The organism is Symbioplanes lichenis, assembly GCF_030709675.1.
In the GTDB taxonomy this organism is placed as follows: domain Bacteria; phylum Actinomycetota; class Actinomycetes; order Mycobacteriales; family Micromonosporaceae; genus Actinoplanes; species Actinoplanes lichenis.
The window spans coordinates 27,812-52,798 of record NZ_JAUZQD010000009.1 but is presented as its reverse complement, the minus strand read 5'-3'; the positions used below and the strand labels follow the sequence as shown (position 1 = coordinate 52,798).

The 24,987-nt window shown below is 72.0% G+C and carries 25 protein-coding genes; 21 read left to right on the top strand and 4 right to left on the bottom strand.

Annotated features, from left to right (window positions below):
* Positions 1 to 18: 18 nt before the first annotated feature.
* The gene (locus RAN62_RS22115; RefSeq protein WP_305786626.1) at positions 19 to 756 is read left to right on the top strand and encodes a hypothetical protein; all 738 of its coding nucleotides are present in this window, start codon (positions 19 to 21) and stop codon (positions 754 to 756) included.
* Between the two features lie 7 nt (positions 757 to 763).
* On the opposite strand, the gene RAN62_RS22110 is transcribed toward RAN62_RS22115, so the two are convergent.
* Positions 764 to 1,462, bottom strand: a complete 699-nt coding sequence (locus RAN62_RS22110; RefSeq protein ID WP_305786625.1) for a GAP family protein — start codon at positions 1,460 to 1,462, stop codon at positions 764 to 766.
* Between the two features lie 15 nt (positions 1,463 to 1,477).
* Entirely contained in the window at positions 1,478 to 2,296 is an 819-nt protein-coding gene (locus tag RAN62_RS22105; RefSeq protein ID WP_305786624.1) for a helix-turn-helix transcriptional regulator, read from the bottom strand.
* Between the two features lie 103 nt (positions 2,297 to 2,399).
* Here RAN62_RS22105 and RAN62_RS22100 point away from each other — a divergent pair, with 103 nt between their 5' ends.
* The 5 genes from RAN62_RS22100 (at position 2,400) to RAN62_RS22080 (ending at position 7,942) form a co-directional block, all read left to right on the top strand.
* Positions 2,400 to 3,083, top strand: coding sequence for an SDR family NAD(P)-dependent oxidoreductase (locus RAN62_RS22100; RefSeq protein WP_305786623.1), 684 nt, complete (start codon positions 2,400 to 2,402; stop codon positions 3,081 to 3,083).
* Positions 3,084 to 3,113: 30 nt separating this feature from the next.
* Entirely contained in the window at positions 3,114 to 3,347 is a 234-nt protein-coding gene (locus RAN62_RS22095; protein WP_305786622.1) for a hypothetical protein, read from the top strand.
* Between the two features lie 151 nt (positions 3,348 to 3,498).
* Complete coding sequence (locus tag RAN62_RS22090) at positions 3,499 to 5,742, top strand: exo-beta-d-1,3/1,6-glucosidase (RefSeq protein ID WP_305786621.1); 2,244 nt, start codon at positions 3,499 to 3,501, stop codon at positions 5,740 to 5,742.
* Between the two features lie 9 nt (positions 5,743 to 5,751).
* Positions 5,752 to 6,642, top strand: coding sequence for a phosphotransferase (locus tag RAN62_RS22085; protein WP_305786620.1), 891 nt, complete (start codon positions 5,752 to 5,754; stop codon positions 6,640 to 6,642).
* Positions 6,635 to 7,942, top strand: coding sequence for an ATP-dependent 6-phosphofructokinase (locus RAN62_RS22080; protein ID WP_305786619.1), 1,308 nt, complete (start codon positions 6,635 to 6,637; stop codon positions 7,940 to 7,942). Before RAN62_RS22085 ends, RAN62_RS22080 begins: the two co-directional genes overlap by 8 nt.
* A gap of 85 nt (positions 7,943 to 8,027) precedes the next feature.
* On the opposite strand, the gene RAN62_RS22075 is transcribed toward RAN62_RS22080, so the two are convergent.
* Positions 8,028 to 8,750: an SDR family oxidoreductase gene (locus tag RAN62_RS22075; protein WP_305786618.1), complete on the bottom strand. Its 723-nt coding sequence runs from the start codon at positions 8,748 to 8,750 to the stop codon at positions 8,028 to 8,030.
* 72 nt (positions 8,751 to 8,822) lie between these two features.
* On the opposite strand from RAN62_RS22075, the gene RAN62_RS22070 reads away from it, so the two are divergent.
* The 9 genes from RAN62_RS22070 (at position 8,823) to RAN62_RS22030 (ending at position 17,546) form a co-directional block, all read left to right on the top strand.
* On the top strand, positions 8,823 to 9,710 hold the full coding sequence (locus RAN62_RS22070) for a LysR family transcriptional regulator (protein WP_305786617.1): 888 nt from the start codon (positions 8,823 to 8,825) through the stop codon (positions 9,708 to 9,710).
* 82 nt (positions 9,711 to 9,792) lie between these two features.
* A complete protein-coding gene (argC, locus tag RAN62_RS22065) occupies positions 9,793 to 10,794 on the top strand; it encodes an N-acetyl-gamma-glutamyl-phosphate reductase (RefSeq protein ID WP_305786616.1) in 1,002 nt (333 codons plus the stop codon).
* On the top strand, positions 10,791 to 11,963 hold the full coding sequence (gene argJ, locus RAN62_RS22060) for a bifunctional glutamate N-acetyltransferase/amino-acid acetyltransferase ArgJ (RefSeq protein ID WP_305786615.1): 1,173 nt from the start codon (positions 10,791 to 10,793) through the stop codon (positions 11,961 to 11,963). Before argC ends, argJ begins: the two co-directional genes overlap by 4 nt.
* Positions 11,963 to 12,829, top strand: coding sequence for an acetylglutamate kinase (gene argB / locus RAN62_RS22055; protein WP_305786614.1), 867 nt, complete (start codon positions 11,963 to 11,965; stop codon positions 12,827 to 12,829). Before argJ ends, argB begins: the two co-directional genes overlap by 1 nt.
* Positions 12,826 to 13,983, top strand: a complete 1,158-nt coding sequence (locus RAN62_RS22050; protein WP_305786613.1) for an acetylornithine transaminase — start codon at positions 12,826 to 12,828, stop codon at positions 13,981 to 13,983. The genes argB and RAN62_RS22050 overlap by 4 nt, the downstream gene beginning before the upstream one ends.
* On the top strand, positions 13,980 to 14,909 hold the full coding sequence (gene argF / locus RAN62_RS22045; protein WP_305786612.1) for an ornithine carbamoyltransferase: 930 nt from the start codon (positions 13,980 to 13,982) through the stop codon (positions 14,907 to 14,909). Before RAN62_RS22050 ends, argF begins: the two co-directional genes overlap by 4 nt.
* A complete protein-coding gene (locus RAN62_RS22040) occupies positions 14,906 to 15,409 on the top strand; it encodes an arginine repressor (RefSeq protein WP_305786611.1) in 504 nt (167 codons plus the stop codon). Before argF ends, RAN62_RS22040 begins: the two co-directional genes overlap by 4 nt.
* Entirely contained in the window at positions 15,406 to 16,302 is an 897-nt protein-coding gene (locus RAN62_RS22035; protein WP_305786610.1) for a hypothetical protein, read from the top strand. The genes RAN62_RS22040 and RAN62_RS22035 overlap by 4 nt, the downstream gene beginning before the upstream one ends.
* Entirely contained in the window at positions 16,302 to 17,546 is a 1,245-nt protein-coding gene (locus RAN62_RS22030; protein WP_305786609.1) for an argininosuccinate synthase, read from the top strand. Before RAN62_RS22035 ends, RAN62_RS22030 begins: the two co-directional genes overlap by 1 nt.
* Before the next feature lie 2 nt (positions 17,547 to 17,548).
* Here RAN62_RS22030 and dapE read toward each other — a convergent pair whose 3' ends face one another.
* Complete coding sequence (gene dapE / locus RAN62_RS22025; RefSeq protein ID WP_305786608.1) at positions 17,549 to 18,616, bottom strand: succinyl-diaminopimelate desuccinylase; 1,068 nt, start codon at positions 18,614 to 18,616, stop codon at positions 17,549 to 17,551.
* Positions 18,617 to 18,645: 29 nt separating this feature from the next.
* Here dapE and argH point away from each other — a divergent pair, with 29 nt between their 5' ends.
* The 6 genes from argH (at position 18,646) to RAN62_RS21995 (ending at position 24,984) form a co-directional block, all read left to right on the top strand.
* Complete coding sequence (gene argH / locus RAN62_RS22020; RefSeq protein ID WP_305786607.1) at positions 18,646 to 20,076, top strand: argininosuccinate lyase; 1,431 nt, start codon at positions 18,646 to 18,648, stop codon at positions 20,074 to 20,076.
* A 135-nt stretch (positions 20,077 to 20,211) separates the two neighbouring features.
* Positions 20,212 to 20,631 carry a helix-turn-helix domain-containing protein gene (locus RAN62_RS22015; protein ID WP_305786606.1) on the top strand — a complete coding sequence of 140 codons (420 nt, stop codon included), beginning with the start codon at positions 20,212 to 20,214 and terminating at the stop codon, positions 20,629 to 20,631.
* Between the two features lie 35 nt (positions 20,632 to 20,666).
* The gene (locus RAN62_RS22010) at positions 20,667 to 21,668 is read left to right on the top strand and encodes a hypothetical protein (RefSeq protein ID WP_305786605.1); all 1,002 of its coding nucleotides are present in this window, start codon (positions 20,667 to 20,669) and stop codon (positions 21,666 to 21,668) included.
* Between the two features lie 13 nt (positions 21,669 to 21,681).
* Complete coding sequence (locus tag RAN62_RS22005; protein WP_305786604.1) at positions 21,682 to 22,251, top strand: hypothetical protein; 570 nt, start codon at positions 21,682 to 21,684, stop codon at positions 22,249 to 22,251.
* A complete protein-coding gene (locus tag RAN62_RS22000; RefSeq protein ID WP_305786603.1) occupies positions 22,248 to 23,540 on the top strand; it encodes a hypothetical protein in 1,293 nt (430 codons plus the stop codon). Before RAN62_RS22005 ends, RAN62_RS22000 begins: the two co-directional genes overlap by 4 nt.
* Positions 23,541 to 23,556: 16 nt before the next feature.
* Complete coding sequence (locus tag RAN62_RS21995) at positions 23,557 to 24,984, top strand: hypothetical protein (RefSeq protein WP_305786602.1); 1,428 nt, start codon at positions 23,557 to 23,559, stop codon at positions 24,982 to 24,984.
* Positions 24,985 to 24,987: the final 3 nt, after the last annotated feature.

The following is a 24,987-nucleotide window of genomic DNA, read 5'->3' as shown; positions in this document are numbered from 1 at the left end:
GAGACAAGGAGCGGATCGGTGACGAATCCGCATCACCCGGCGCCTGCCCCGGAGACGCCGAGACGAGGATCACGGGGTGGCCTGCCGGCCGTCACGCTGATCGTCGCCGTACTGGCCCTGGTCGTCGGCGTCTCGGCCGTGATCATCTCGGCGCTCGCGCTCAGCCGCAGCGACGACGCCGTCGTGACCGCGGAGAAGGCGAACAGCCGCCCGCTGCCGGCGCCCGCGGTCAGCAGCCCGGCCGTGACGGAAACCACCGAGCCGCCCGCGGACGAACCCACCGACGAAACTGCCGACGAACCCGCGGCGTCCGGAACCCCTACGGACATCAGCCCGACCGCCCAGTTCGAGGTCGCCTACGAGGGCGAGAACCTGCGCATCAGATCGGTCAACTGCAATGACCTCTATCGGACGGGTGTGGATCTCGACGAACCACGAATCCTGGGGGAGGTCGATGCCGAGCTGCGCTACGGCGGCTGTGACCCTGGAACGATCCTGACGGGGCTGCCCTTCGCGCAGGTCTCCGGCCCCGACGCGACGCCCGCCGACTGCCTGGAGACCATCCGCACCGACCCCGGCCGGTCGCCGATCGCCCCCAGCCGCGGCATGACCCTCTGCTTCCAGACGGCCCAGAACCAGGCGGCGGCCGAGGGCATCGACCAGAAGCTCGTCTTCGTGACGGTCAACTCCGTGACCACCGACAACGGCACCGGGATCCTCGCTGTGACCGTCAAGGCGTGGAAGGTGCCGCAGTAACCCTGAGCTAGACCCCGAAGAGGCCCAGCTTGAACGCGGCGTCGCGGGCCAGCAGGAAGCCGGCGATGCCGAGGACCCAGCCCAGCACCCCCTCCGAGTGCCGCGCCAGCCACGCGCTGACCATCTGGAGCGGTTCCTGGACCCGGTCACCCAGGGCCACGCGGACGGCGAGCAGGACCAGCGCGGGGAGGACCATGATCAGCACGTACGCGGCCAGGGCCGGCAGCCAGATCGGCAGGCTCAGGTCCGACGTGGTGAGAAGCCCGATCGCCCCGAGGTACGGGAGCATCGACATCACCTCGATGCCGGCGGCCGTGACGCCGAGGCCGATCATCGCGCGGGGTGAGCCCTCGGCGGTGGAGAGGCGGGCCCGCCAGCGGTCGGCCGGGGTCACGCTGCCGCGCCGACGCCGCCGCTTGCCCGGGTCGACGACGAAGCTGAGCACCAACAGAGCCACGCCGAGGCCGAGCTGGACCCAGCTGAGCACGGACAGGTCGGCAACGGCGTCACGAACAGTGCCGGCGAAGACCGTGAGGAGCACACCGGCGACGAAGTAGAAGGCGGCGACCGTACTCAGATAAAGCAGTAACCGGGAAGTCCGGGGCCTGGGCTCCAGCAGCATCCACAGGGGAATGACCAATGTCCCCACGCTGGTGCTGTCGACGAGCGCGAGTCCGGCCAGGGCGGCGATGAGGCTCCACTCCACCGCGTGAGGATAGGGCTACCCGACGAGGTTCTGCTGTCCCACCACGCTCAGCAGGGCCAGCCGGTCGCAGGCGGACGAGCCGGGCTCCGCCGTGTACGCGACGATGCGCAGATCGCTGCCCGGCACAGTGAGCACGTCGCAGTCCAGCTCCAGCGCACCGACCTGCGGATGGTGGACCGTCTTCCGCTCCGACGCGTGCGGGATGATCGCCCCCTCCTCCCACAGCTCGCGGAACCGTGGGCTGCCCGCGCGCAACTCGGCGATCAGCTCGGCCAGCCGCGTGTCGCCCGGGTAACGCGCCGCCGCCGCGCGCAGATCCGCAACCGTCGACGCCTCGAACGAGGGCAGCGGCTCGACCCGCCCGGACGGCTGGAAGAAGTGCGTCCACACGACGTTGCGCTCCTTCCCCCGCGTGCCCGAGAAGTCGCCCATCAGCGCCGCCCACGGCGAGTTCGCGGTGATCAATGTCCACGCGGCGTCGTAAACGGCGACCGGCGTGCTGTCCAGCCGATCGAGCAGCCGCTGCACGCCTGGCGTGATGTGCGCCGGGATCGTCCCGCGCCCGGGCGCGACCAGGCCGGCGAGCCGGAACAGGTGCTCCCGCTCGGCGCTGTCGAGCCGCAGCGCGCGGGCGAGCGCCTCGACCACCTGGACGGACGGCCCGGTGGCCCGCCCCTGCTCGAGCCGGGTGACGTAGTCCACCGAGATGCCCGCGAGCATCGCCAGCTCCTCGCGCCGCAGGCCCGCCGCCCGGCGTTGCCCACCGGCGGGCAGCCCGGCCGCCTCCGGCCGCACCCGATCCCGCCACCGCCGCACCGCCTGCCCGAACTCCATGACCTCATCATGACCCGCATCCGAGGCCATGTGCCTGGTACGGAAAGTCCCAGGAAGATGCGGCGACTGCCTGGCCGGCGGCGACAAGCACAGGCTGAGTGGCATGACAACGACATTGATCACCGGGGCGAACAAGAGCCTCGGCTTCGAGACCGCCCGCCAGCTCGTCGCGGCGGGACACACGGTGTACGTCGGGGCGCGCGACGAGACCCGCGGGCGTGCCGCCGCGGAAGCTATCGGGGCGCGGCTGCTGGTCCTGGACGTGACCAGTGACGAGTCGGTGGCTGCGGCGGCGGCGCAGCTGACCGAGCTGGACGTGCTCGTCAACAACGCGGGCATCCGGGGCCCGCTCAAGGCGCCCGGGGAGTTGACGGCGGCAGACCTGCGGAACGTGTTCGAGACGAACGTGTTCGGTGCGCTGCGGACCCTGCACGCGTTCCTGCCGCTCCTGGAGAAGTCCGCCGCACCGGTGGTCGTGAACGTGAGCAGCGGGCTCGGGTCGCACACGCTGGCGACGGATCCGGACAGCATCGCGTCGAAGTTCACGCCGATCGCCTACGGGTCGTCGAAGGCGGCGCTCAACATGGTGACCGTGCAGTTCGCCAAGGCCTACCCGGGGATGCGGATCAACGCGGTGGACCCGGGCTACACGGCGACGGACTTCAACGACAACACCGGGACGCAGACCGTCGAGGAGGGCGCCGAGATCATCGTGCGGATGGCACGCATCGCGGCGGATGGCCCGACGGGCAGCTTCACCGACCGCCACGGCACAGTGCCCTGGTGACCGCACGGCCGGAGGGGGTATGACTCGACCATGGCTGACAAGGACCTGACCCTGATCCGTGAGACCGCCCTGGCCTACGCCGAGGCCGTCCGCACCACGCAGCGCTACTTCGACCGGGTCGAGGACCTGGAGGACCCGGCCGTGCAGGCCGAGTACGTGACGCTGCTCCAGCGCGAGAAGGAAGCCCGCGACGCCCGGCTCGACGCGATCGACGCGGCCGGCATCGAGGCGCCGAGCGTGGACGGCAGCAGCGCGGTCGGGTGAAGCCACCACGAGAAGGCGCGGATCGGGGCGAAACCCCCGATCCGCGCCGGTTCCGGTACCAACTGACCGAAGATCCGACCCCGGCGCGGGCCGTAACCGGTTCCGGGCTGTGCAAGACTTCCGGACGTTCCCCCCGAACGCGAGGAGTGCTGTGACAGCGATCGATGCGTACCGTGACCCTTCGCTCAGCGTCGATCAGCGGGTCGAGGATCTCCTGGCCCGGATGACGCTGGCCGAGAAGGCCGGGCAGATGCTGCAGCTCGACGCGCGGCGCGACATCAAGGACGCCGTTGCGGGCAAGCTCGCGGGCTCGATCCTGCACGCCTCGCCGGAGCGCATGCTCGAGGCGATCGACCTGGCCGCCCGCACGCGGCTGGGCATCCCGCTGATCACCGCCGAGGACTGCATCCACGGGCACGGCTTCTGGCCCGGCGCGACGGTCTTCCCGACGCAGCTCGGCCTGGCCGCCTCCTGGGACCCGGCGCTGGCCGAGCGGGTGGCGCGGGTCACGGCCGTGGAGGTGTCGGCGACCGGGATCCACTGGACGTTCTCGCCGGTGCTGTGCATCACGCGCGACCTGCGGTGGGGGCGGGTGGACGAGACGTTCGGCGAGGACCCGTACCTGATCGGGGAGCTGGGGGCCGCGATGATCCGCGGCTATCAGGGGGCCGGGCTCACCGACCCGACCGCGATCCTGGCCACCGCCAAGCACTTCGCCGGCTATTCGGAGACGCAGGGCGGGCGCGACGCCAGCGAGGCCGACCTGAGCCCCCGCAAGCTGCGCGCGTGGTTCCTGCCGCCGTTCGAGCGGGCGGCCAAGGAGGGCTGCCGGGTGTTCATGCTCGGCTACCAGTCGATCGACGGCGTGCCCATCACGGCCAACAAGTGGCTGCTCAACGACGTGCTCAAGGACGAGTGGGGCTTCACCGGCACGCTGGTCACCGACTGGGACAACGTCGGCCGCATGGTGTGGGAGCAGAAGGTCTGCGCCGACGATGTCGAGGCGGCCACGGTGGCCGTACGCTCGGGAAATGACCTGATCATGACCACCCCCGGCTTCTTCGAGGGGGTCCAGGAGGCGGTCGGGCGCGGGCTGCTGAGCGAGGCCGAGGTCGACGCCGCCGTACGCCGGATCCTGCGCGTGAAATTCGAGCTGGGCCTGTTCGAGGACCCGCGCGCGCCCGACGCCGCACGCCAGGCGGCCGTGATCGGGCACCCGGACCACGCCGCCCTCAACCTCGAAGTGGCCCGGCGCTCGCTGGTTCTCCTGCGCAACGACGGCACGTTGCCTCTTCCCGCACAGGGCGCGAAAACCGTCGCGATCATCGGGCCCAACGCCGACGACCCGCAGTCCCAGCTCGGCGACTGGGCGGGCGCCTCCGGCCAGGTCGACTGGATGCCGGACGGCCAGCCGCGCGAGCTGATCGAGACGGTCCTCGACGGCTTCCGCGCCGTGGCGCCCGAGGGCGTGACCGTCACCACCGCCCGCGGCGCCGACATCGAGCGGCTCGTGCCCGACCCGGCCGGCGAGTTCTATCCCGACGGGCAGCCGCGGCCGCCGATCTCCCGGCCCGCCGGGGCCGATCCGGAGCTGATCGCCGAGGCGGTGGCCACGGCGCGGGCCGCCGACCATGCGGTGGTCGTGCTCGGGGACACGGTCGCGCTGACCGGCGAGAGCAAATCGACCGCGACGCTGGAGCTGCAGGGCGGTCAGATCGCGCTGCTCGACGCGCTGGCCGGGACGGGTACGCCCCTCATCGTCGTACTGATCAATTCGAAGCCCCTGGTCCTGCCGCCCTCCGCTCTGAACGCGGCCGCGATCGTGCAGGCCTTCAATCCCGGCATGCGGGGCGGCCGGGCGATCGCCGAGCTGCTGCTCGGCCTGATCGAGCCGAGCGGGCGCATGCCCCTGTCGGCCGCGCGGCACGCCGGTCAGCAGCCGATCTACTACAACCAGATCCGCGGCCAGCACGGCAACCGCTACGCCGACCTGACGCAGGATCCGCTGTTCGCGTTCGGCGAGGGCCTGAGCTACACCACGATCGAGTACTCGGACCTGACCGTGCACACCCCGGCGGTGACGGCCGAGGATGTGATCCGGGCCACGGTCACTCTGACCAACACGGGAGGGCGTCCCGCGCTCGAGACCGTGCAGGCGTACGTCAGCGACCTGGTGACGAGCGTCACGTGGGCCACGCGCGAGCTGAAAGCGTACCGGCAGGTCGAGGTTTTGCCGGGCGAGTCGGTGACCGTGGAGATCGAGGTGGCCGCGGCCGACTGCACGCTCGTGACGGCGGCCGGGCGGCGGGTCGTCGAACCGGGTGATTTCGACCTGCTCGTCGGCCCGGACTCGCGGCGCGAAAACCTCCTGCGCGCGGGCTTCCGCATCTCGTAGGGTCGCGGCGTGCTGACGCCTCCCGCCTCCCTGCCCGCCGCGCTGCTGGCCGACCGGTTCGGGCTGCACGCCCTGGAGTACGTGCCGGTCGGCTGGGGCAGTCACCACTGGACGAGCGTGGACGCGGCCGGGGTGCGGTGGTTCGTGACGGCGGACCTCGCCTCGGCCCGCCGGGAGCGGGCGCTGGCGGCGGCCGCGGCTCTTGACCTGGACTTCGTCGTGGCGCCGGCGGCCGGCCCGGAGCCGATCACCGACGAGTGGATGGCCACGCTTTACCCGTATTTGTCCGGCGAGAGCTTCCACTTCGGAGAGTGGCCGTCGGCCGGGCACCGGGACGCCGTGCGGGACATGCTCGCCCGGCTGCACACGGCCCCGGTGCCGGCGGCCGCCGCGCGGGACGACCTGGTGATCGAGCATCGGGACGCCCTCGCCGGAGGTTTCGTCACCGCCGGGCCGTACACTGATCGGGCCGCGGCGCTCATCACGGACCACGCGGCAGTGATTCGTGCTTTGCTCGGGCGCTACGACGACCTCGTGGCCGGGGCGGACCGCAGCCGCGACGTGCTCACCCACGGTGAGCCGCACCCGGGCAACACCATGCGCACGGCCACCGGGTGGAAGCTGATCGACTGGGAGACCGCGCTGGTCGCCCCGCCCGAGCGCGACCTCTGGTTGCTGGGCGGTGAACACTCGGCGTGGAGTGCCGCCACCGGGATGACTGTTGTGCCGGCGATGTTGATTCTCTACCGGCTGCGATGGATCATCAACGACCTGTGCGTGGATCTGCACCGCTTCCGCCGGCCGCACGCCGGGACCGTCGAGGACGCCGAGTCATGGAAGCTGCTGCACCGGAACATGGTCGCCGGCGTGCCGGAGGCCTTGGAGTTCACCGATGGCTGAGCTGGAAGTCAAGACACTCGGAGCCGGGCGCATCGACTCGCCGCTCGGCGCGTTGCTGCGCGAGCGCTCCAGCAGCGCGCACTACGTCGACGAGAACGACCGCGTCCTGCTCGACGACACCCTCTCGCTGCTGCGGGCGCACGGCGAGGGCGAGCCGCCGTCGTTCGAGCCGGGCGGGCCGCGCCGCAAGATCTTCTTCGACCCGTCGAAGATCCGGGTGGGCATCGTCACGTGCGGCGGCCTCTGCCCCGGCCTCAACGACGTCATCCGCGGCCTGGTGCTCAGCCTGACCAACCAGTACGGCGTGACTCGCATCATCGGGTTCCGCAACGGCTATCAGGGCCTGGTGCCCCGGCACGGGCGCAGCATCGTCGAGCTGACCCCCGAGTCGGTGGAATACGTCAACGAGCACGGCGGCACGATCCTGGGCACCTCCCGGGGCAACCAGGACCCCGACGAGATCGTCGACTGCCTCGAGCAGCTCGGCGTCAACGTGCTCTTCGTCATCGGCGGCGACGGCTCGATGCGGGGCGCCCTCAAGATCGCTGAGGTCATCGAGGCGCGGGAGCGGCGCATCGCGGTGGTCGGCGTGCCGAAGACGATCGACAACGACATCCCGTACATCGGGCAGTCCTTCGGTTTTCAGACCGCCTTCGGCAAGGCCGCCGAGTCGCTGCGCGCGGCCCACGTCGAGGCCGCCGGGCAGCCGGGCGGCATCGGGCTCGTGCAGCTGATGGGCCGGCACAGCGGCTTCATCGCCAGCTATGCCGCGCTGGCCAACAACGACGCCGACTTCGTGCTGATCCCTGAGGTGCCGGTCAGTCTGGAGAGCTTCCTGCCCGCCCTGCGCCACCGGGTCAAGACGCGCGGCCACGCCCTGGTGGTGGTGGCCGAAGGCGCCGGCCAGGACCTCATGTCCGACGCCCAGGACCGCACCGACGCCTCGGGCAACCGCAAGCTCGCCGACTTCGGCCGCTTCCTGCGCGACCGCATCCAGGCCGACTTCGAGACCGCCGGCGACGAGGTCAACCTGAAGTACATCGACCCCAGCTACGCGATCCGCAGCGTGCCCGCCAATCCGTACGACAGCGTCTACTGCCTGCGCCTCGCCCAGTCCGCCGTCCACGCCGCCCTGGCCGGCCGCACCGAGATGGTGGTCGGGCAGTGGCGCGGCCGCTTCGTCCACGTGCCCATGCGCCTCGCCGTCTCCCGCCGCAACCAGGTCGACCCGGACGGCGACCTGTGGCTCTCGGTCCTCGAGGCCACCGGCCAGCCCCCGGTCTTCGGCGGCCTCGGCTGACCCGGCTCTTTCCTCCTCAAGGCCGGCGGTGCTGGTCGGACCAGGCCGCCGGCGGCGCTTCTCGCCAGGCCACCGGCTGCGATCCTCAGACCAGGCCGCCGGCGGCCGCGATCGTGTCGCCGGTGACCCAGCGGGCGTCGTCGCCCGCGAGAAAGGCGACGACGTCCGCGATGTCCTCGGGCCGCCCGAGCCGCCCCAACGGCGTGCGGGCCAGCAACGCGTCGTTCGCCCGGAAATCCGGCGACAAGCCGTCGGTGTCGGTCAGCCCGGGCAGCACGGAATTGACGGTGATCCGCCGGCTGCCCAGTTCCTTGGCGAGAACGCGCGCGAAATACTCCGCCGCCGTCTTCCCGCCCCCGTAGGCGGCGACATTCGGATTCGCCTCCCGCGTGTGCCCGGTGGAGATGTTGATGATCCGGCCCCCGTCCCGGAGCACCCGCGCCGCCTGCTGCATGACCAGGAAAGTGCCCCGGACATTGACGGCCAGGATCGAGTCGAGAACGTCCAGCGGCATCTCGGCCACGGCTCCGAACGCGCGTACGCCCGCGTTGTTCACCACGATGTCGAGACCGCCCAGGGCGCCGGCCGCCTCCTCGAAGAGGCGGGTGATGTCCGCGGGATCGGCGATGTCGGCCCGCACGGCCACGGCTTTCCCGCCGGCCTGCTCGATCGTCGCGACGACCTCCTTGGCGGCCGTCTCGTTGCGCTGATAGTTGACCGCCACGGATGCCCCGTCCCGGCTCAGGCGCAAGGCGATCGCCCGGCCGATGCCCCGGGAGGACGCGGTGATCAGAGCTGTTCTCGTCATGCCCGGAACGATAGGAACGGACCGGCCCGACTGTCCAATATGACCCTATTATGCCGGTGATAATGTTTCGTTATGGACATCTCCCTCAAGGGGCTGCGCTGTTTCGTGGCGGTCGCCGAGGAGCGGCATTTCGGGCGGGCCGCCGACCGGCTGGGCATCGCGCAGCCGGCCGTCTCGCAGCAGCTGCAGCGGCTCGAGGCGGCGCTGGACATGACGCTGGTCCGCCGGGACGGCCGGGGCGTCCTGCTCACCGAGGCCGGGGCCGCCTTCCTGCCGCACGCGCGCGACACCCTGGAGTCCAGCCGGCTGGCGATCCGGGCGGGCGAAGCGGCGATGCGCGGCGAGACCGGCACGGTCACGATCGGCCTGACCCCGGGCGTCCCGCCGCACCGCCTCGCGGACCTGATGCGCCAGGTCGCCGTCGCCCGGCCCGGCGCCCGGCTGCGGGTCCGCGAGACCCGCATCGAGGACGCCTGCGCCCAACTGGCCGACGGCACCATGCGGTTCGCGGTGACCAGCGGCTTCACCCCGCCGTCGGTCTCCCCGCCGATCGAGGTCGCCGAGCTCGCCGCCGAGCCCCTCGCTGTCGCCCTCCACCGCGACCACCCGCTGGCCCGGCGTGAGACCCTTACGCTGCCCGAGCTGGCCGCCGAGCGCTTCACCACGATCGCCCGCGACGCGATCCGCGAGCAGCCGTTCGGCCTCCACGGCATGTGCCGGCGCACCGGTTTCCGGGCCCGCAAGTTCGCGGAGGTCGACGACGTGACCACGCAGCTGGCCCTGGTCGCCACCGGCCTGAGCGCGGCCGCCCTGCCACTGAGCATGTCCCGCGACGCCCCCGCCGACGTGACCTTCGTCCCGCTGGCGGACCAGGAGCCGCTCCGCACGATGCTCCTTCACGACCGCCGCCGGGGCCTGCCGGAGGTGGGCGACCTGCTGCGCATCGCCACGCCGGTCTGACGGCTCAACGCACAGGTTTACCGGCTTGCTGTCGCGGTACCCGGCGTTATACGGTTCTCTGCATAGTCATGCGGAGGTAAGTATGGGAATCCGGGTCGCGGTCGCCGGGGCGAGTGGGTATGCGGGCGGTGAGCTGCTCAGGCTCGTCGCCGGGCATCCCGGGCTCGACCTTGTCGCCGCCACGGCGCACTCGCAGGCGGGCACGCCCGTCGCCGCCGTTCATCCCCAGCTCGCCGGGCTGGATCTGACGCTCGGGGCGACCGATGCGGCGTCGCTGGCCGACGCCGATCTGGTCTTCCTGGCGCTGCCGCACGGGCAGTCGGCGGCGCTGGCCGCGCAGCTGCCCGGCGGGGTGCGGATCGTCGACCTCGGGGCCGACTTCCGCCTGCGCGACGCCGCGCTGTGGGAGCGCTACTACGGGGGAGCGCACGCCGGGACCTGGACCTACGGGCTGCCGGAGCTGCCGGGGCAGCGCGAGCTGATCGCCGCGAGCGACCGGGTGGCCAGCACCGGCTGTTACGCCGCGACCATCAGCCTCGCGCTGGCGCCGCTGATCGCCGCCGGGGTGGCCGACCCGGCCGACGTCGTGGTGGTCGCCTCGTCGGGCACCTCGGGCGCCGGGCGCAGCGCCAAGGTGAACCTGCTCGGCAGCGAGGTCATGGGCGACCTGAGCCCCTACAAGGTCGGCGCCCACCAGCACGTGCCGGAGATCAAGCAGGCGACCGGCGCCGACTCGCTGTCGATGACGCCGGTGCTGGCGCCCATGCCGCGGGGCATCCTCGCCACCGTGACCGCGAAGCCGGTGGGCACCACCCATCCGCGCGACGTCCTCGAGGCGGCCTACGCGGACGAGCCTTTTGTTCACGTCCTCCCCGAGGGGCGCTGGCCGCACACGGCGGCCACGCTCGGCTCCAACTCGTGCCACCTGCAGGCCACGGTGGATGTCGACTCCGGCCGGATCGTCGTGGTGAGCGCCCTCGACAACCTGGGCAAGGGCGCCGCGAGCCAGGCCGTGCAGAATGCCAACATCATGCTCGGGCTGCCCGAGACCTCGGGCCTGAGCGTCTTCGGGGTGGCGCCGTGACCGTCACCTCCCCCCGGGGCTTCCGGGCCGCCGGCGTCGCGGCCGGGCTCAAGGCCAGCGGCAACGCCGACGTCGCCGTCGTGATCAACGACGGCCCGGACGCGACCGTGGCCGGCGTCTTCACCGGCAACCGCGTGAAGGCGGCGCCGGTGCTATGGAGCCAGCAGGTGCTCAAGGGCGGCGTGGTCCGCGCGGTCGTCCTCAACTCCGGCGGCGCCAACGCGTGCACCGGCACCCAGGGCTTCCGCGACACGCACGCGACCGCCGAGCACGTGGCGGCGACCTTCCGGGGCCTGGGCAAGCCGGTGCTGATGGGGGCCGGCGACGTGGCGGTCTGCTCGACCGGTCTGATCGGCGAGCTGTTGCCGATGGACAAGCTGCTGCCCGGTGTCACGGCCGCCATCAAGGGGCTCGACCCGGAAGGCGGGAAGAGCGCCGCCGAGGCGATCATGACCACGGACACCGTGGCCAAGAACACCCTTGTCGAAGGAAGCGGCTGGTCCGTCGGCGGCATGGCGAAGGGCGCCGGCATGCTGGCCCCGGCCCTGGCCACGATGCTCGTCGTGCTGACCACGGATGCCGTGGCGGGCAGCGAGGCGCTCGACGAGGCGCTGCGCGCGGCCACCCGGGTCACCTTCGACCGGATCGACGCCGACGGGTGCATGTCCACCAACGACACCGTGCTGCTGCTGGCCAGCGGCGCCTCGGACGTGCAGCCGACGCAGGAGGAGCTGACGGCCGCGGTCACCGCCGCGTGCCACGACCTGGCCCAGCAGCTCATCGCCGACGCCGAGGGTGCCACCAAGCACATCGCGATCGAGGTGCTCGGCGCGGCCAGCGAGGCGGACGCGGTGGAGGTCGGCCGGACGGTCGCCGGCAACAACCTGGTCAAGACCGCCTTCTTCGGCAACGACCCCAACTGGGGCCGGATCCTCGCGGCGGTCGGCACCACGAAGGCCGCCTTCGAGCCCGACCGCATCGACGTGGCGATCAACGGCGTCTGGATCTGCAAGAACGGCGCGGCCGCCGACGACCGCTCCAAAGTCGACCTCACCGACAGGTCGGTCAAAGTCCAGATCCATCTCCACGAGGGCGAGATGGACGCCACGATCTGGACCACGGACCTGAGCCACGCCTACGTCCACGAGAACTCGGCCTACTCCACATGATGAACGCGCAGGACAAAGCAGCCGTCCTGATCGAGGCCCTGCCGTGGCTCGAGCAGTACCACGGCAGCACCATCGTCATCAAGTACGGCGGCAACGCCATGATCAACCCGGAACTGCAGAAGGCCTTCGCGGCCGACATGGTGTTCCTGCGCTACGCCGGCATCCGCCCGGTCGTCGTGCACGGCGGCGGTCCGCAGATCTCCTCGATGCTCACCAAGCTGGGCATCGAGAGCGAGTTCCGCGGCGGCCTGCGCGTCACCACGCCCGAGGCCATGGACGTGGTCCGCATGGTGCTCGTCGGTCAGGTCGGCCGCGAGCTGGTCGGGCTGATCAACCAGCACGGGCCCTTCGCCGTCGGGCTGTCCGGCGAGGACGCGGGCCTGTTCACCGCCGTTCGCCGTCACGCGGTCATCGACGGCGAACCGATCGACATCGGCCAGGTCGGCGACGTGGCCGAGGTGCGGACGGAGGCGGTCGACGACCTGATCGCCGCGGGCCGGATCCCGGTGGTGGCGACGGTCGCCCCGGACAGGGACGGCGTGCTCCACAACGTCAACGCCGACACCGCGGCGGCGGCCCTCGCGATCGCACTGAACGCGCGCAAGCTGGTCGTACTCACGGATGTGCCCGGTCTTTACACCAACTGGCCGGACACCGGCTCGCTGACCAAGCGCATCGACACCGACGCCCTGGAAAAGCTGCTCCCGAGCCTCGAGGCCGGCATGGTGCCCAAGATGGAGGCGTGCCTGCGGGCCGTGCAGGGCGGGATCCCCGCCGCGCACGTGGTCGACGGCCGCGTCCCGCACTCGACCCTGCTCGAAGTGTTCACCCCGGAAGGAATCGGCACCATGGTGGTCCCGTCATGAGCAGCCTCGTCGAGCGCTGGTCGCAGAGCATGATGAACAACTACGGCGGCCCGTCGATCGGCCTGGTGAGCGGTGCGGGCGCGGTGCTGACCGCCGAGGACGGCAAGCAGTACGTCGACCTGCTCGGCGGCATCGCCGTCAACGCCCTCGGCCACGCCCACCCGGCGGTCGTGCAGGCCGTGACGCAGCAGGTGAGCACGCTCGGGCACATCTCCAACCTGTACGTCGCCGAGCCCACCGTCGCCCTCGCCGAGCTGCTGCTGGCCCTCGCCGGCCGGCCGGGGCGGGTCATCTTCAGCAACTCGGGCGCCGAGGCCAACGAGGCCGCGTTCAAGCTGTCCCGGCTCACCGGCCGCACGCACGTCGTCGCCACCGAGGGCGGGTTCCACGGCCGCACGATGGGCGCGCTGGCGCTGACCGGCCAGCCGTCGAAGCAGGACCCGTTCCGGCCGTTGCCGGGCGACGTGACGCATGTCCCGTACGGCGATGCCGAGGCCCTGAAGAGCGCCGTGACGACGGACACCGCCATGGTCATCCTCGAGCCGATCCAGGGCGAGATGGGCGTGGTCGTGCCCCCGCCCGGTTACCTGGCCGCGGCGCGGGAGATCTGCACCGCCACGGGCGCGCTGCTCGTGCTCGATGAGATCCAGACCGGCATCGGGCGCACGGGCCACTGGTTCCACCATCAGAGCGAGGGCGTCGAGCCGGACGTCATCACCCTGGCCAAGGGGCTCGGCGGCGGCCTGCCGCTGGGCGCGACGCTCGCCTTCGGCAAGGCGGCCGACCTGTTCACGCCGGGGTCGCACGGCAGCACGTTCGCCGGCAATCCGATCAGCTGCGCGGCGGGGCTGGCGGTCATCCGCACGATCGCGGGGGAGGGGCTGCTCGACCACGTCAAGCGGGTCGGTGAGCTGATCCGCCGCGGCGTCGAGAGCTTCGACCATCCGGCCGTGGAAAAAGTGCGGGGCGCGGGTCTGCTTCTCGGCATCGTGCTCAACGAGCCGATCGCCAAGGACCTCGCCGCGAAGCTGACCGGGGCCGGCTTCCTCGTCAACCCCATCCAGCCCGACGTGATCCGGCTGGCGCCCCCCTTGATTCTCACCACCGAGCAGGCCGAGGCGTTCCTGGCCGCGTTCCAGGAGGTTCTCCCGTGACCAGGCACTTTCTCCGCGACGACGATCTGAGCCCGGCCGAGCAGAACGAGGTGCTCGAGCTGGCCGCCGCGATGAAGGCGGACCGCTTCGCGCGGCAGCCGCTCGCGGGCCCGAGGTCGGTGGCGGTCTTCTTCGACAAGGCCAGCCTGCGCACCCGGCTGTCGTTCGAGGCCGGCATCGCCGAGCTGGGCGGCAATCCGATCATCGTGGACACCCAGGCGACGCACTTCGGCCGGGGCGAGTCGCTGCAGGACGCGGGCCGGGTCGTCTCCCGTTACGCGGCGGCCATGGTCTTCCGGACGCACGGCGACGAGCGGCTCGCCGAGCTGTCGCGGGACGTGCACGTGCCGGTGATCAACGCGCTCACCGACGGCTTCCACCCGTGCCAGCTGCTGGCCGATCTGCAGACGATCCGCGAGCGGCTGGGTGCGACGCAGGGCCGCAGCCTCACGTACGTGGGGGATGCCGCCAACAACATGGCGCACTCGTATCTCCTGGCCGGCGCCACGGCGGGCATGCATGTGCGGGTGGCCGCGCCGGAGGGCTTCGACCCCGACCCGGCCGTCGTCACGCGCGCCGCCGAGATCGCCGCGACCACGGGCGGCTCGGTCACCGTGCTGCGCGACCCGGTCGAGGCGGCGTCGAAGACCGACGTGCTCGCCACGGACGCGTGGACATCGATGGGGCAGGAGAACGACGGCAAGGACCGGCGTACGCCCTTCTGGCCGTACCAGATCAACCAGGAGCTGCTCGCGCACGCGGCGCCGGGCGCTATCGTGCTGCACTGCCTGCCCGCGCACCGCGGCGAGGAGATCACCGACGAGGTGCTCGACGGCCCGCAGAGCGCGGTGTTCGATCAGGCCGAGAACCGCCTGCACGCCCAGAAGGCGCTGCTGGCCTGGCTTCTAGGAGTCAACGCGGAATGACCGGCCCCGGGACGCGTGCAGCGCGGCACGCGCGGATCGTCGACCTGATCCGGGACAAGGCCGTCCGGTCGCAGACGGAGCTCGCCGAGTTCCTCGCGCTCGACGGCGTCCAGGTGACCCAGGCGACACTGTCGCGCGACCTCGAGGAGCTGCGGGCCGTCAAGACCGGCGGCGTGTACGTGATCCCCGAGGACGGCCTGCGCCCGCTGCGTCCCGTGGAACAGGCGCCGGCCCGCCTCGTCCGGCTGCTGCGCGAGCTCCTCAACTCGGTGGACGTCAGCGGCAACCTCGTGGTGCTGCGCGTCCCGCCGGGCGCCGCGCAGTTCCTGGCCAGCGCGCTCGACCGCTCCGGGCTGCCGGACGTGGTCGGCACGATCGCCGGCGACGACACGATCCTGGTCGTCGCCCGCGAGCCCGCCACCGACACCGGGTCCGGCGCCCGCCTCGCCGACAAGCTCACGGCGTGGAGCCGTACGGACAACGAAGGGACCCTGCCGTGATCGCGCAGCAGCCCGCCGTCGAGGCCTTCTTCCCCGGCTTCACGGACAACATGAAGAAGCTCCAGGCGCACGGCGTGGAGTTCTACCTCGCCTCCAACGACACCCTGCGCCCGCACCTCAACGAGGCCCCGTACGGGCACCGGCTCAACTGGCTCGACTTCACCGAGACCACCGGCTCCAAGGGCTGGGACACCAACGAGTTCCTCAACCTGTTCAACGTGATCAACGGCATCGCGTTCGGCGACCGGGGCATCCCGATGCCGCAGTGGGTGATGATCGACCTCATTCTCATGCCGTCGGCGGCCGTCATCGCCGCGCTGCCCCAGTCGTTGTTCACCGCGACGCTGGAGACCAGCGCGTTCGACGAGGAGACGAAGAAGCACCTGCGTGCCGTGTTCGAGAAGGCTCAGGCCAGCGGCTACAGCGGACCGATCCCGATCGGCGGCTACTGCGCGAACCCCAGCGCGGCCACCGGGACGTGGGTCGGCTGGTCGCTGTGGTCCGTCATGACCAACGTCGGGCTGGGCCGGGCCCTCAAGGCCCTCGCCCTGAGCGTCTACCAGGCGAAGAAGCTCGACGGCGTCACCCAGTACGACAACACGGCCCTGCGCGTGCACACCCGGTTCGGCCGGCTGCAGATCATGGTCGCGACCGTGCCGTTCCACACCTCGCCCGGCTCGTTCGTCTACGAGAACGACTTCACCGCCGACCCCGTGCAGAGCCAGCCGGAGCCGACGTTCCTGCTCGACCCGTTCGACTACGAGCGGCAGCGCGCCATGCAGAAGAGCATCGAGGCGCGCGAGTGCCGCTACTACGTGCTGCCCCCCGGCCACCTCGTGCAGGACGGGACCTCGTACGTCCCGATCCTCGAAGTCCCGATCGAAGGAATCTGATGAGCAAGCGCAAGATCGTCCTCGCGTTCTCCGGCGGCCTCGACACGTCGTACGCCCTCGTCTCCCTCAAGGAGCAGGGCTGGGAGGTGCTGACCGCCAACATCGACACCGGCGGCCTGCACAGCGGCGAGGCCGACGTGGTCCGCAAGCGCGCGGAGGAGCTGGGCGCGGCGGAGCACTTCGTCATCGACGCGCGCGAGGAGCTCTACTCGCGCGTCATCACGTACGCGGTCAAGGCCAACTATCTGCGCAACGGCGCGTACCCCTCGTGTGTCGGCGCCGAGCGGCTCGTGCAGGCGGAGAAGGTCGTGCAGGCGGCCCTCGACCACGGCGCCGACGCGGTGGCGCACGGCTCGACCGGGGCCGGGGCCGACCACGTGCGCTACGACTCGGTGATCCGCGCGCTGGCGCCGCAGATGGAGATCGTCACGCCCATCCGCGACGAGCGGCTGACCCGCGAGTTCGAGCGGGACTTCCTGCTGCAGCACGGCTTCCACACGCCGGACAAGGTCACGACCTACTCGATCAACGAGGGCCTGATCGGCACGTCGATCGGCGGCAAGGAGACGTACGGGTCCTGGGACTACCTGCCCGAGGACGCGTGGACCTACACGAAGTCGATCGACGACGCGCCGGCCGGCGGTGTCGAGCTGATCCTGGAGTTCGTGAAGGGCGAGGTCGTCTCCGCGACCACGCCGGACGGTGTGGCGATTCCCGGCACGGGCCCGGACGCGCCGAACTACGCCATCCTGCGCTCGCTCAACACCCTGGCGGCTTCTCATGGCGTGGGCCGCGGGATCCACATGGGCTCGACGATGGTCGGCAACCTCGCGCGGGTCGGCTTCGAGGCGCCCGGCATGCTGACGCTCATCGCCGCGCACCGCGAGCTGGAGAAGCTGGTGCTCAGCAACCGCCAGCAGGCGACGAAGCTGCAGCTCGGCAACACGTACGGCGACCTGCTGCACGAGGCCGTCTACTACGACCCGATCCTCGACGACTTCCGCGCGTTCCTCGACTCGAGCCAGCAGCGGGTCACCGGTCACGTGCGCGTGAAGCTGGTCAAGGGCAACATCATCCCGCTCGGCAGCCGCAGCCCCTACAGCCTCCTCGACGCCGCCACCCGCCAGGGCGTGGTCTACGGCTACGGCTCGTCGCTGTGGTCCGGCGAGCAGGCCCGCGCCTTCGCCCACATGTACGCCATCCCCGGCGCCATCGCGAAGAACGCAGGCCCGCAAGACAAGTGATCTCAGCTAAGCCAAGCCGTCAGCACGCGCTCGCACTCGCGGATCTCGGCGACCGGCACGTACTCCTCGTCGGTGTGGGCGAGGAGCGGGTCGCCGGGCGCGTAGTTGACGGCCGGGATGCCGAGCTCCGCGAACCGGGCGACGTCGGTCCACCCGTACTTGGCGGCGGGTTCCTTGCCCACGACGGCCAGGAACTCCGCCGCGGCCGGCCGGTCCAGACCGGGCCGGGCGCCCGGGGCCTGGTCCCGGATCTCCAGCTCGTAGCCGGCGAAGACCTCCCGCAGGTACGCGTAGGCCTCGTCGATGGTGCGGTCCGGCGCGAACCGGTGGTTGATGTCGATCACGCACTCGTCGGGGACCACGTTGCCGGCCACGCCGCCCTGGATGTTCACGGCGTTGAGGCCCTCGTGGTACTGCAGGCCGTCGACGATCGGCTTGCGCGGCTCGTAGGCGTTGAGGATCGCCAGGATCGGCGCGGCGGCGTGGATGGCGTTGCTGCCGCGCCACGACCGGGCGGTGTGGGCGCGCTTGCCGGTCAGGGTGATCCGCACCCGCATCGTGCCCTGGCAGCCGCCCTCGACGGCGGCGTTGGACGGCTCGCCCAGGATGGCGAAGTCACCGGCCAGCCACTCGGGGTGGTTGCGGACGAGCCGGCCGAGCCCGTTCTTGACCGACGCCACCTCCTCGTTGTCGTAGCAGACGAAGGTGAGATCGTGCTTGGGCGCGGGCAGCGTGGCCGCGACGCGCAGCTGGGTGGCGAGGCCGGCCTTCATGTCGCAGGTGCCGCGCCCGTGCAGCAGCTGGGCGTCGCCCTCGCCGGTGGTCCAGGTCGGGAGATTGTCCTTGATCGGTACGGTGTCGAGGTGCCCTGCGAGGACGATGCGCTTCTCGCGGCCGAGGTTCGTCCGGGCGATCAGGGCGTCGCCGTCGCGCAGCACCTCGAGGTGACCCAGCTTGCGCAGCGCCGCCTCGACGGCGTCGGCCAGGGCGGCCTCCTCCCCTGAGACGGAGGGGATGTCGCAGAGCGCGCGGGTCAATGAGACAACATCATCGTGCAGGTCGAGCGTCATGAGAATGACCTTATCGAAGGGATACCGAAGTGCCGGAAACCGAAGGTCCGACCAGGCTCTGGGGCGGCCGGTTCGCCGGTGGGCCGGCCGACGCGCTCGCCCGCCTCAGTGTCAGCGTGCACTTCGACTGGCGCCTGGCGCCGTACGACATCGCGGCCTCCCGCGCCCACGCCCGGGTTCTCGCCGCCGCGGGTCTGCTCGACCCGGACGAGCTGGGCCAGATGCTGGCCGCCCTCGACGACCTCGAGTCGGCGTGCGCGGCGGGCGAGTTCCGTCCCACGATCGAGGACGAGGACGTCCACACGGCGCTCGAGCGCGGCCTGCTGGAGCGCCTCGGCACCCTGGGCGGCAAGCTGCGCGCGGGCCGCTCCCGCAACGACCAGGTCGCCACCGACCTGCGCCTCTACCTGCGCGACCACGCCCGCGGGGTGGCGGCGGCGGTCGTCGAGCTGGCCGACGCCCTCATGGAGCAGGCGGGCCGGCACGTCGACACCCCGGCGCCGGGCCTCACCCACGTGCAGCACGCCCAGCCGGTCAGCTTCGGCCACTGGCTGCTCGCCCACGTCCAGCCCCTGCTCCGCGATCTCGAGCGGCTCCGCGACTGGGACGAGCGCGCCGCCCTCTCCCCGCTGGGCTCGGGTGCCCTGGCCGGCTCGTCGCTGCCGCTCGACCCGACCGCGGTCGCCAAGGAGCTCGGCTTCAAGGCCCCGGTGCAGAACAGCATGGACGGCGTCGCCGACCGCGACTTCGCCGCCGAGTTCCTCTTCATCACGAGCCTGCTCGGCGTGCACCTCTCCCGCCTGGGCGAGGAGGTCGTCCTCTGGACCTCCACCGAGTTCGGCTGGGTCATCCTCGACGACGCCTTCGCCACCGGCTCGTCGATCATGCCGCAGAAGAAGAACGCGGACATCGCCGAGCTGGCCCGGGGCAAGGCGGGCCGGCTCATCGGCGGTCTCGTCGCGGTCCTCACGATGCTCAAGGGCCTGCCCCTGACCTACGACCGCGACATGCAGGAGGACAAGGAGCCGGTCTTCGACGCGGTCGACACGCTGGAGATCCTCCTGCCCGCCCTGGCCGGCATGATCTCCACCATGACCGTCCGCGTGGACCGCCTCGCCGCGGCCGCGCCGGTCGGCTTCTCCCTGGCCACCGAGGTCGCCGACTGGCTGGTCCGCAAGGGCATCCCCTTCCGCGACGCCCACGAGATCACCGGCTCGCTGGTCGCCCTGTGCGCCGCCCGCGAGTGCGAGCTCGAGGACGTCACCGACGACGACCTCAAGGCCGTCAGCGAGCACCTCGACCCGTCGGTCCGCCAGGTCCTCTCGGTCCGCAGCGCCCTGGCCGCCCGCACGACGCCGGGCTCCACCGGCCCCGGCCCGGTCGCCGACCAGCTCCAGATCGCCGGCGACAAGCTCGACGGCTGGCGCACCTGGGCCGCCGAGCAGGTCGTTCCCCGCTGATCGCCGCGCCCCGGAGGGTCGCCTCCGGGGCGCGAATGCCGTACGACGGGAACCCGTCTGTCACCTTCCGTGCCCGGACGGCCCGGTCTAGGTTGGATGCCCTACTGCACGCATCGCCGCGGACAGGGAGGCATCATGACCCATGACGACCCCGAGGTCCGCGACCTGGTGCACCGGCTCGTCGCCGCCCTGGCCCGGAACCCGCCGCCTGTCGCCACCCTGCTCGACATCACAGTGGACGGTGTGCGGTGCCGATGCTCGCGGGCCGGGCCGGAGGAGGACGATCCGGCGTCGCTGAGCCCGCGCGAGCTCGAGATCACCCGCATGGTCGCGGCGGGGCGTACCAATCAGGCGATCGCCGACCGGCTGGGGATCAGCACCTGGACCGTGGCCACCCATCTGCGGCGCATCTTCGCGAAGCTCGGCGTCAACTCGCGGGCGGCGATGGTGGCCCGGCTGCTCGCCGGGGACGCGCCGTCGCATGTTCGAGCGACGCACATAGATGTCTCCCCCGAAGACGCGACTGCCCCGGAGCGCGCCGACACGGTTTCCTGACCGGCGTAGGAATCCGCGCGAGGGAGGGTCCGGAGATGGCTACTGGCCAGCGCACGCTCTACGAGACCGAGTTCGAGGGCGAGGACGAGTACGAGTTCGAGGGCGAGGGCGAGGAGGAAGGCGAGGAGTTCCTCGGGTCCATCGCGCGGGGCGTGGGCGGGCTGCTCGGCGGCGGCCAAGGAGAGTTCGAGGACGAGTACGAGGACGAAGGGGAGTTCGAGGACGAGTTCGAGGGCGAGTTCGAGGACGAGGGCGAGGAGTTCTTCCGCCGGGCCCTGCGTTCCGCCGGCCGCTTCGTGCGCCGGGCCGCGCCGGTGCTGCGCCAGGTCGCCCGGGTCGCCGCCCCGATCGTCGGCGGGGCCGTCGGCGGGCCGCTCGGCGCCACGCTCGGCCGCGGCGTGGCGCAGCTGCTGCGGGAGGGCGAGTTCGAGGACGAGTTCGAGGACGAGTTCGAGGACGAAGGCGAGTTCGAGGACGAGTACGAGGAGATGGCCCCTACCCCGGCCCAGGCGCTGGCCGAGATGATGGCCGCCGTCGCCTCGCGGGCCGCCACCGAGGCCGAGGCCGAGGCGATGATCGGGGCCGCCACCGTCAACGCGCTGAGCCCCCGCGAGCGCGCCGAGCTGGAGCAGGTCATGGCGCCGCTGGTCCGCGGGTCCGCGGCGCTGACCCGGCTGCTGTGGCGCCGGCGCAACCTGCGCCCGGCGATCCGCATGGTGCCGTCGATCGTCCGGGGCACCGCCCGCGCGCTGTGCCGCCAGAGCGCGTCCGGCCGCCGTCCCACGCCGCGCCGGGCCGCGCAGGTCATGGCCGGGCAGACGCGCCGGGTGCTGGGCCGTCCCGCCGCCGCCCGCCGGGCCCTCGCCACCAACGCCCGCGGCACCGTGACCGCGGTGCGCCGCACGAGCCCGGCCGTGGGCCGGCAGCCCGGCGCCCAGCAGCGCGGCTCGAACGGGCACAGCCCGAGCCGGCGCCAGAACGGCCGCCGCGGCGCGCCGCAGCCCGGCCGCCGCCAGCAGTCCACCCGTCGCATGTGACCGGCGGCGAACGGTGACCCTCAACTCGGTCGAGCACGCGTCCGGCGAGGCGGAGGAGTTCTTCCGCCGTCTCGCCGGGGCCGCGCGCCGTGATCCCGCCCCGCGGCCGCTCCGGGACCTGGCCGAGGCGGCGCACCGGCTGGTGCTCCAGCACGTGCAGCCCGGCCCGGTGCCGGCCGGCCCGCGGACGCGGCTGCCCAACGGCCGGTACGCCGCCACCGGCCCAGCCCAGAGCGACCTGCTGCAACACCTCGGTCATCTGGTCGCTGAGGCCCTGGGCGAGGCCGAGGCCACAGCTGCTGCCGGAGCGATGGTGGGACTGACCGGTGCCGTACCCCCGCTGCTGCCCGCCGTGACCGCGCTGGTCCGGGGCCTGCACGCCGATCCCGCGCTCCGGCCCCTGCTGCGGCTCGTGCCCGCCCTGGTCACCGAGGCCGCGGCCGAGCGCACCGACCCGGTCGTCGCCCTGGCCGCCGCGGCTCGCCGCCTCCTGGCCGACCCGGTCGCCTGCGTCGCCGCCTGGACCACCGCCGCCACCGCCGACGCCCGGTTCCACGCCGCGATCCCGCAGGAGCCGTCGTGAGCGCAGCGGTCGCGACCAGGCCCGCCGCGGCCGCCCCGGCGCTGCTGCCCGGGTGGCTCGCCACCCAGGCGGTCAACGTCGAGCGGCATCTCGCCGCCCTGCGGCCCTTCGGCGAGGAGGAGTTCGGGGCCGGTCCCGGTGCGCCCAGCGCCGGGCACGTCCGCGAGGTCAACCGGCTCATGGCCGAGCTGCGGGAGACCCTGACAACCGAGACCCGGGCCGCGGTCGAGGCGGTGCGGGCGGCCTCCGGCGATCCGGCGACCCCGGCGCTGCACCGCGTCCTGCGGCACAAGGAGCGGGCGCACCTGTGGGTCCGGGCCGTGGAACGGGTGTGGGACTTCTACTTCGAGCTGTTCGGCCAGCGGCAGTCGCAGGTCGCCGACCGGCTGCTCGCCTGTGACCGGATCGCGCTGGACTGCTACCAGACCGCGTACGTGAACCTGGGCACCGCGCGGTCGATCCCGGCGCCGGCCCCGTTCTCGTACATGCGGACCGGTTTCTCGCCCGCGACGTTCCGGCGCAACATCCCGTTGCGGCGCCTGGGCAGCCGGCTCAACCCGTTCCCGCTGATCCAGCTCCCGTACCACCGGCTCGTCAACCCGTGGACGCTGGGCGCGGTGCTGCACGAGGTCAGCCACAACCTGCAGAACGACCTGGGGCTCGCGCGGGCCGTGCCGGAGCGGCTCTCCCGGGTGCTCGCCGAGGCGGGGGTCCCCGATTCCGTACGCCACGTGTGGCTGCGCTGGCACCGGGAGACGTTCGCCGATCTGTGCGCGCTGCTGCTCGGCGGCCCGGCGGTCGTGGCCTCGCTGCTCGACGTGGTCGGCCGGGCGCCGGACACGGTGGTCGCGTACAGCCGGACCGGGCCGCACCCGACCCCGTACCTGCGCCCGGGTCTGAGCATCGACCTGTTGCGCCGGATGGGTTTCGGGGCGCAGGCCGGTCACTACTCCCGGCTGTGGGCCCGGCTCTATCCCGGCGACCCCGGCGGCTCGATCCCGCCGGCCGTGCTGCGCAGCGCCCCGAAGGTCGTGCCGCTGGTCGTGGAGGCGATGTGCCTGACGCCGTACCCGTCGCTCGGTGGTCGCCGTCTCGCGGAGGTGCTCCGCTTCGCGCCGAAGGAGCAGGCCATGGTCGACGAGGCGGCGCAGCGCCTCGCGCGGGGCACCGATCCGGGCGTGGTCCCGGAGCGTTTCCTGATCGGCGCCGCCCGCTCCGCGCTCGACCGGGGGCTCGCCCCGCCGGGGCGCATCACCACCGCGTTCTACCGCCAACTGGCCCGCCGCTGACCGCGAGGAGTACGTCATGACGACCGTCGAGCAGACCATCATCGAGGCCGCTTCCTTCCTGTCGCGCAACCAGAACGGCGGCAACGGCGGGAACGGGCCGGCCACCGGCGGGGCCGGGATCGTCGACGCGGCGATCGAGTCGGTGCTGGGCGCCAAGCCGGAGAACGGCAAGGACTTCGAGGCGCTGCTGGTCCGCGCGTTCGAGACCAAGGAGTACAACGGCCGTACCGAGCTCTATTACCGGCGCCCGTCGACCGGCGGCCTGATCACGGCGAACGGGGGCGGGGCGTTGACCGGGGCGCAGGCCACGATCGTCGCGCGGGCCACGGCGTCGCGCGACGCGATCTATCGCAACCTCGATCCGCTGCAGCCGCTCGAGCTGGTGCCCGACGAGGACCAGATCCGCGACGTGCGCGCCCTCGTGCACACCACCTTGGACCAGGTGGTCGTGGAACTCTCCTATCCCGGCGGTCCCAACATCGACCGGGTCGACCAGCTGCTCTCGGAGTTCGCCGGGGAGGCCGCCGTGCTCGGCAACCCGCCCGTGGCCGTCACCGCCGACACCGCGGAGGGACTGCTGGGCCGGCTGCGCGACGTCTTCGGCATGATCCGCGAGAACATCTCCAGCGTCCGCGACGAGCAGATCTTCACCACGTTCGGCACGATCGTCAGCGACGGTGCCGCGCTGGTCTCCGCGTGGATCGCCGACCGCGTCTTCCTCGACCCGCTGGCCGGCGGCCGCCCGTTCCTGGGCACCCAGATCGTGCAGATCGAGCGCGGGCTCAGCGTCGTGGTCCGGGCCGTGGAGGAGACCCGGGACACCCTGGTACGCGCGGAGGTCGAGCGGGCCGAGACGGAACTGCCCGTGCTGTCCAACGGGCGCTCGGTCAGCCTCGGATCGGTGCTCGACTGGGTGGAGGCCTTCGGGCGTACGGGCGCCGACCGGTTGCGCCTCGGCGGGCAGGACGGCATCGCCTCCTTCGCCGAGGAGGCCGACACGCTCGACGACGCCCTGGGTGACGTGATCGCCTCGCTGCCCGTGCCGCCGGCCGGGACCTTCACCCTCTCCGGGGTGGGCAGCACGCCGGTCCGGTCCTCGCTGACCACCCTGCAGGACCGCGTGCGCGAGGTACGCACCCTCGCCCTGCGCCTGCTCCCGGACGTGGAGGTGCTCGACGTCCAGGTCGCGCTGCGCCGCTCGCCGCTGCAGGCCGACGGCACCCGGCTGTGGCCCGGGTTGCAGGACGCGCTGGTGATCACGGGCTCCGGCTTCAGCCCCGCGGCCGACGTCGTGCTGACCGGCAAGAGCTCGCAGACCTTCCCGTCGGTCGTGCCGGCGAGCGACGAGGAGCTGCTCGTGCCGATCACGGCCGCGGCCGCCAAGGATCTCAAAGAGCTCACCGTGTCCCGTCCCGGCGGCACCCCCGTCAAGTTCGTCCTCTGACCA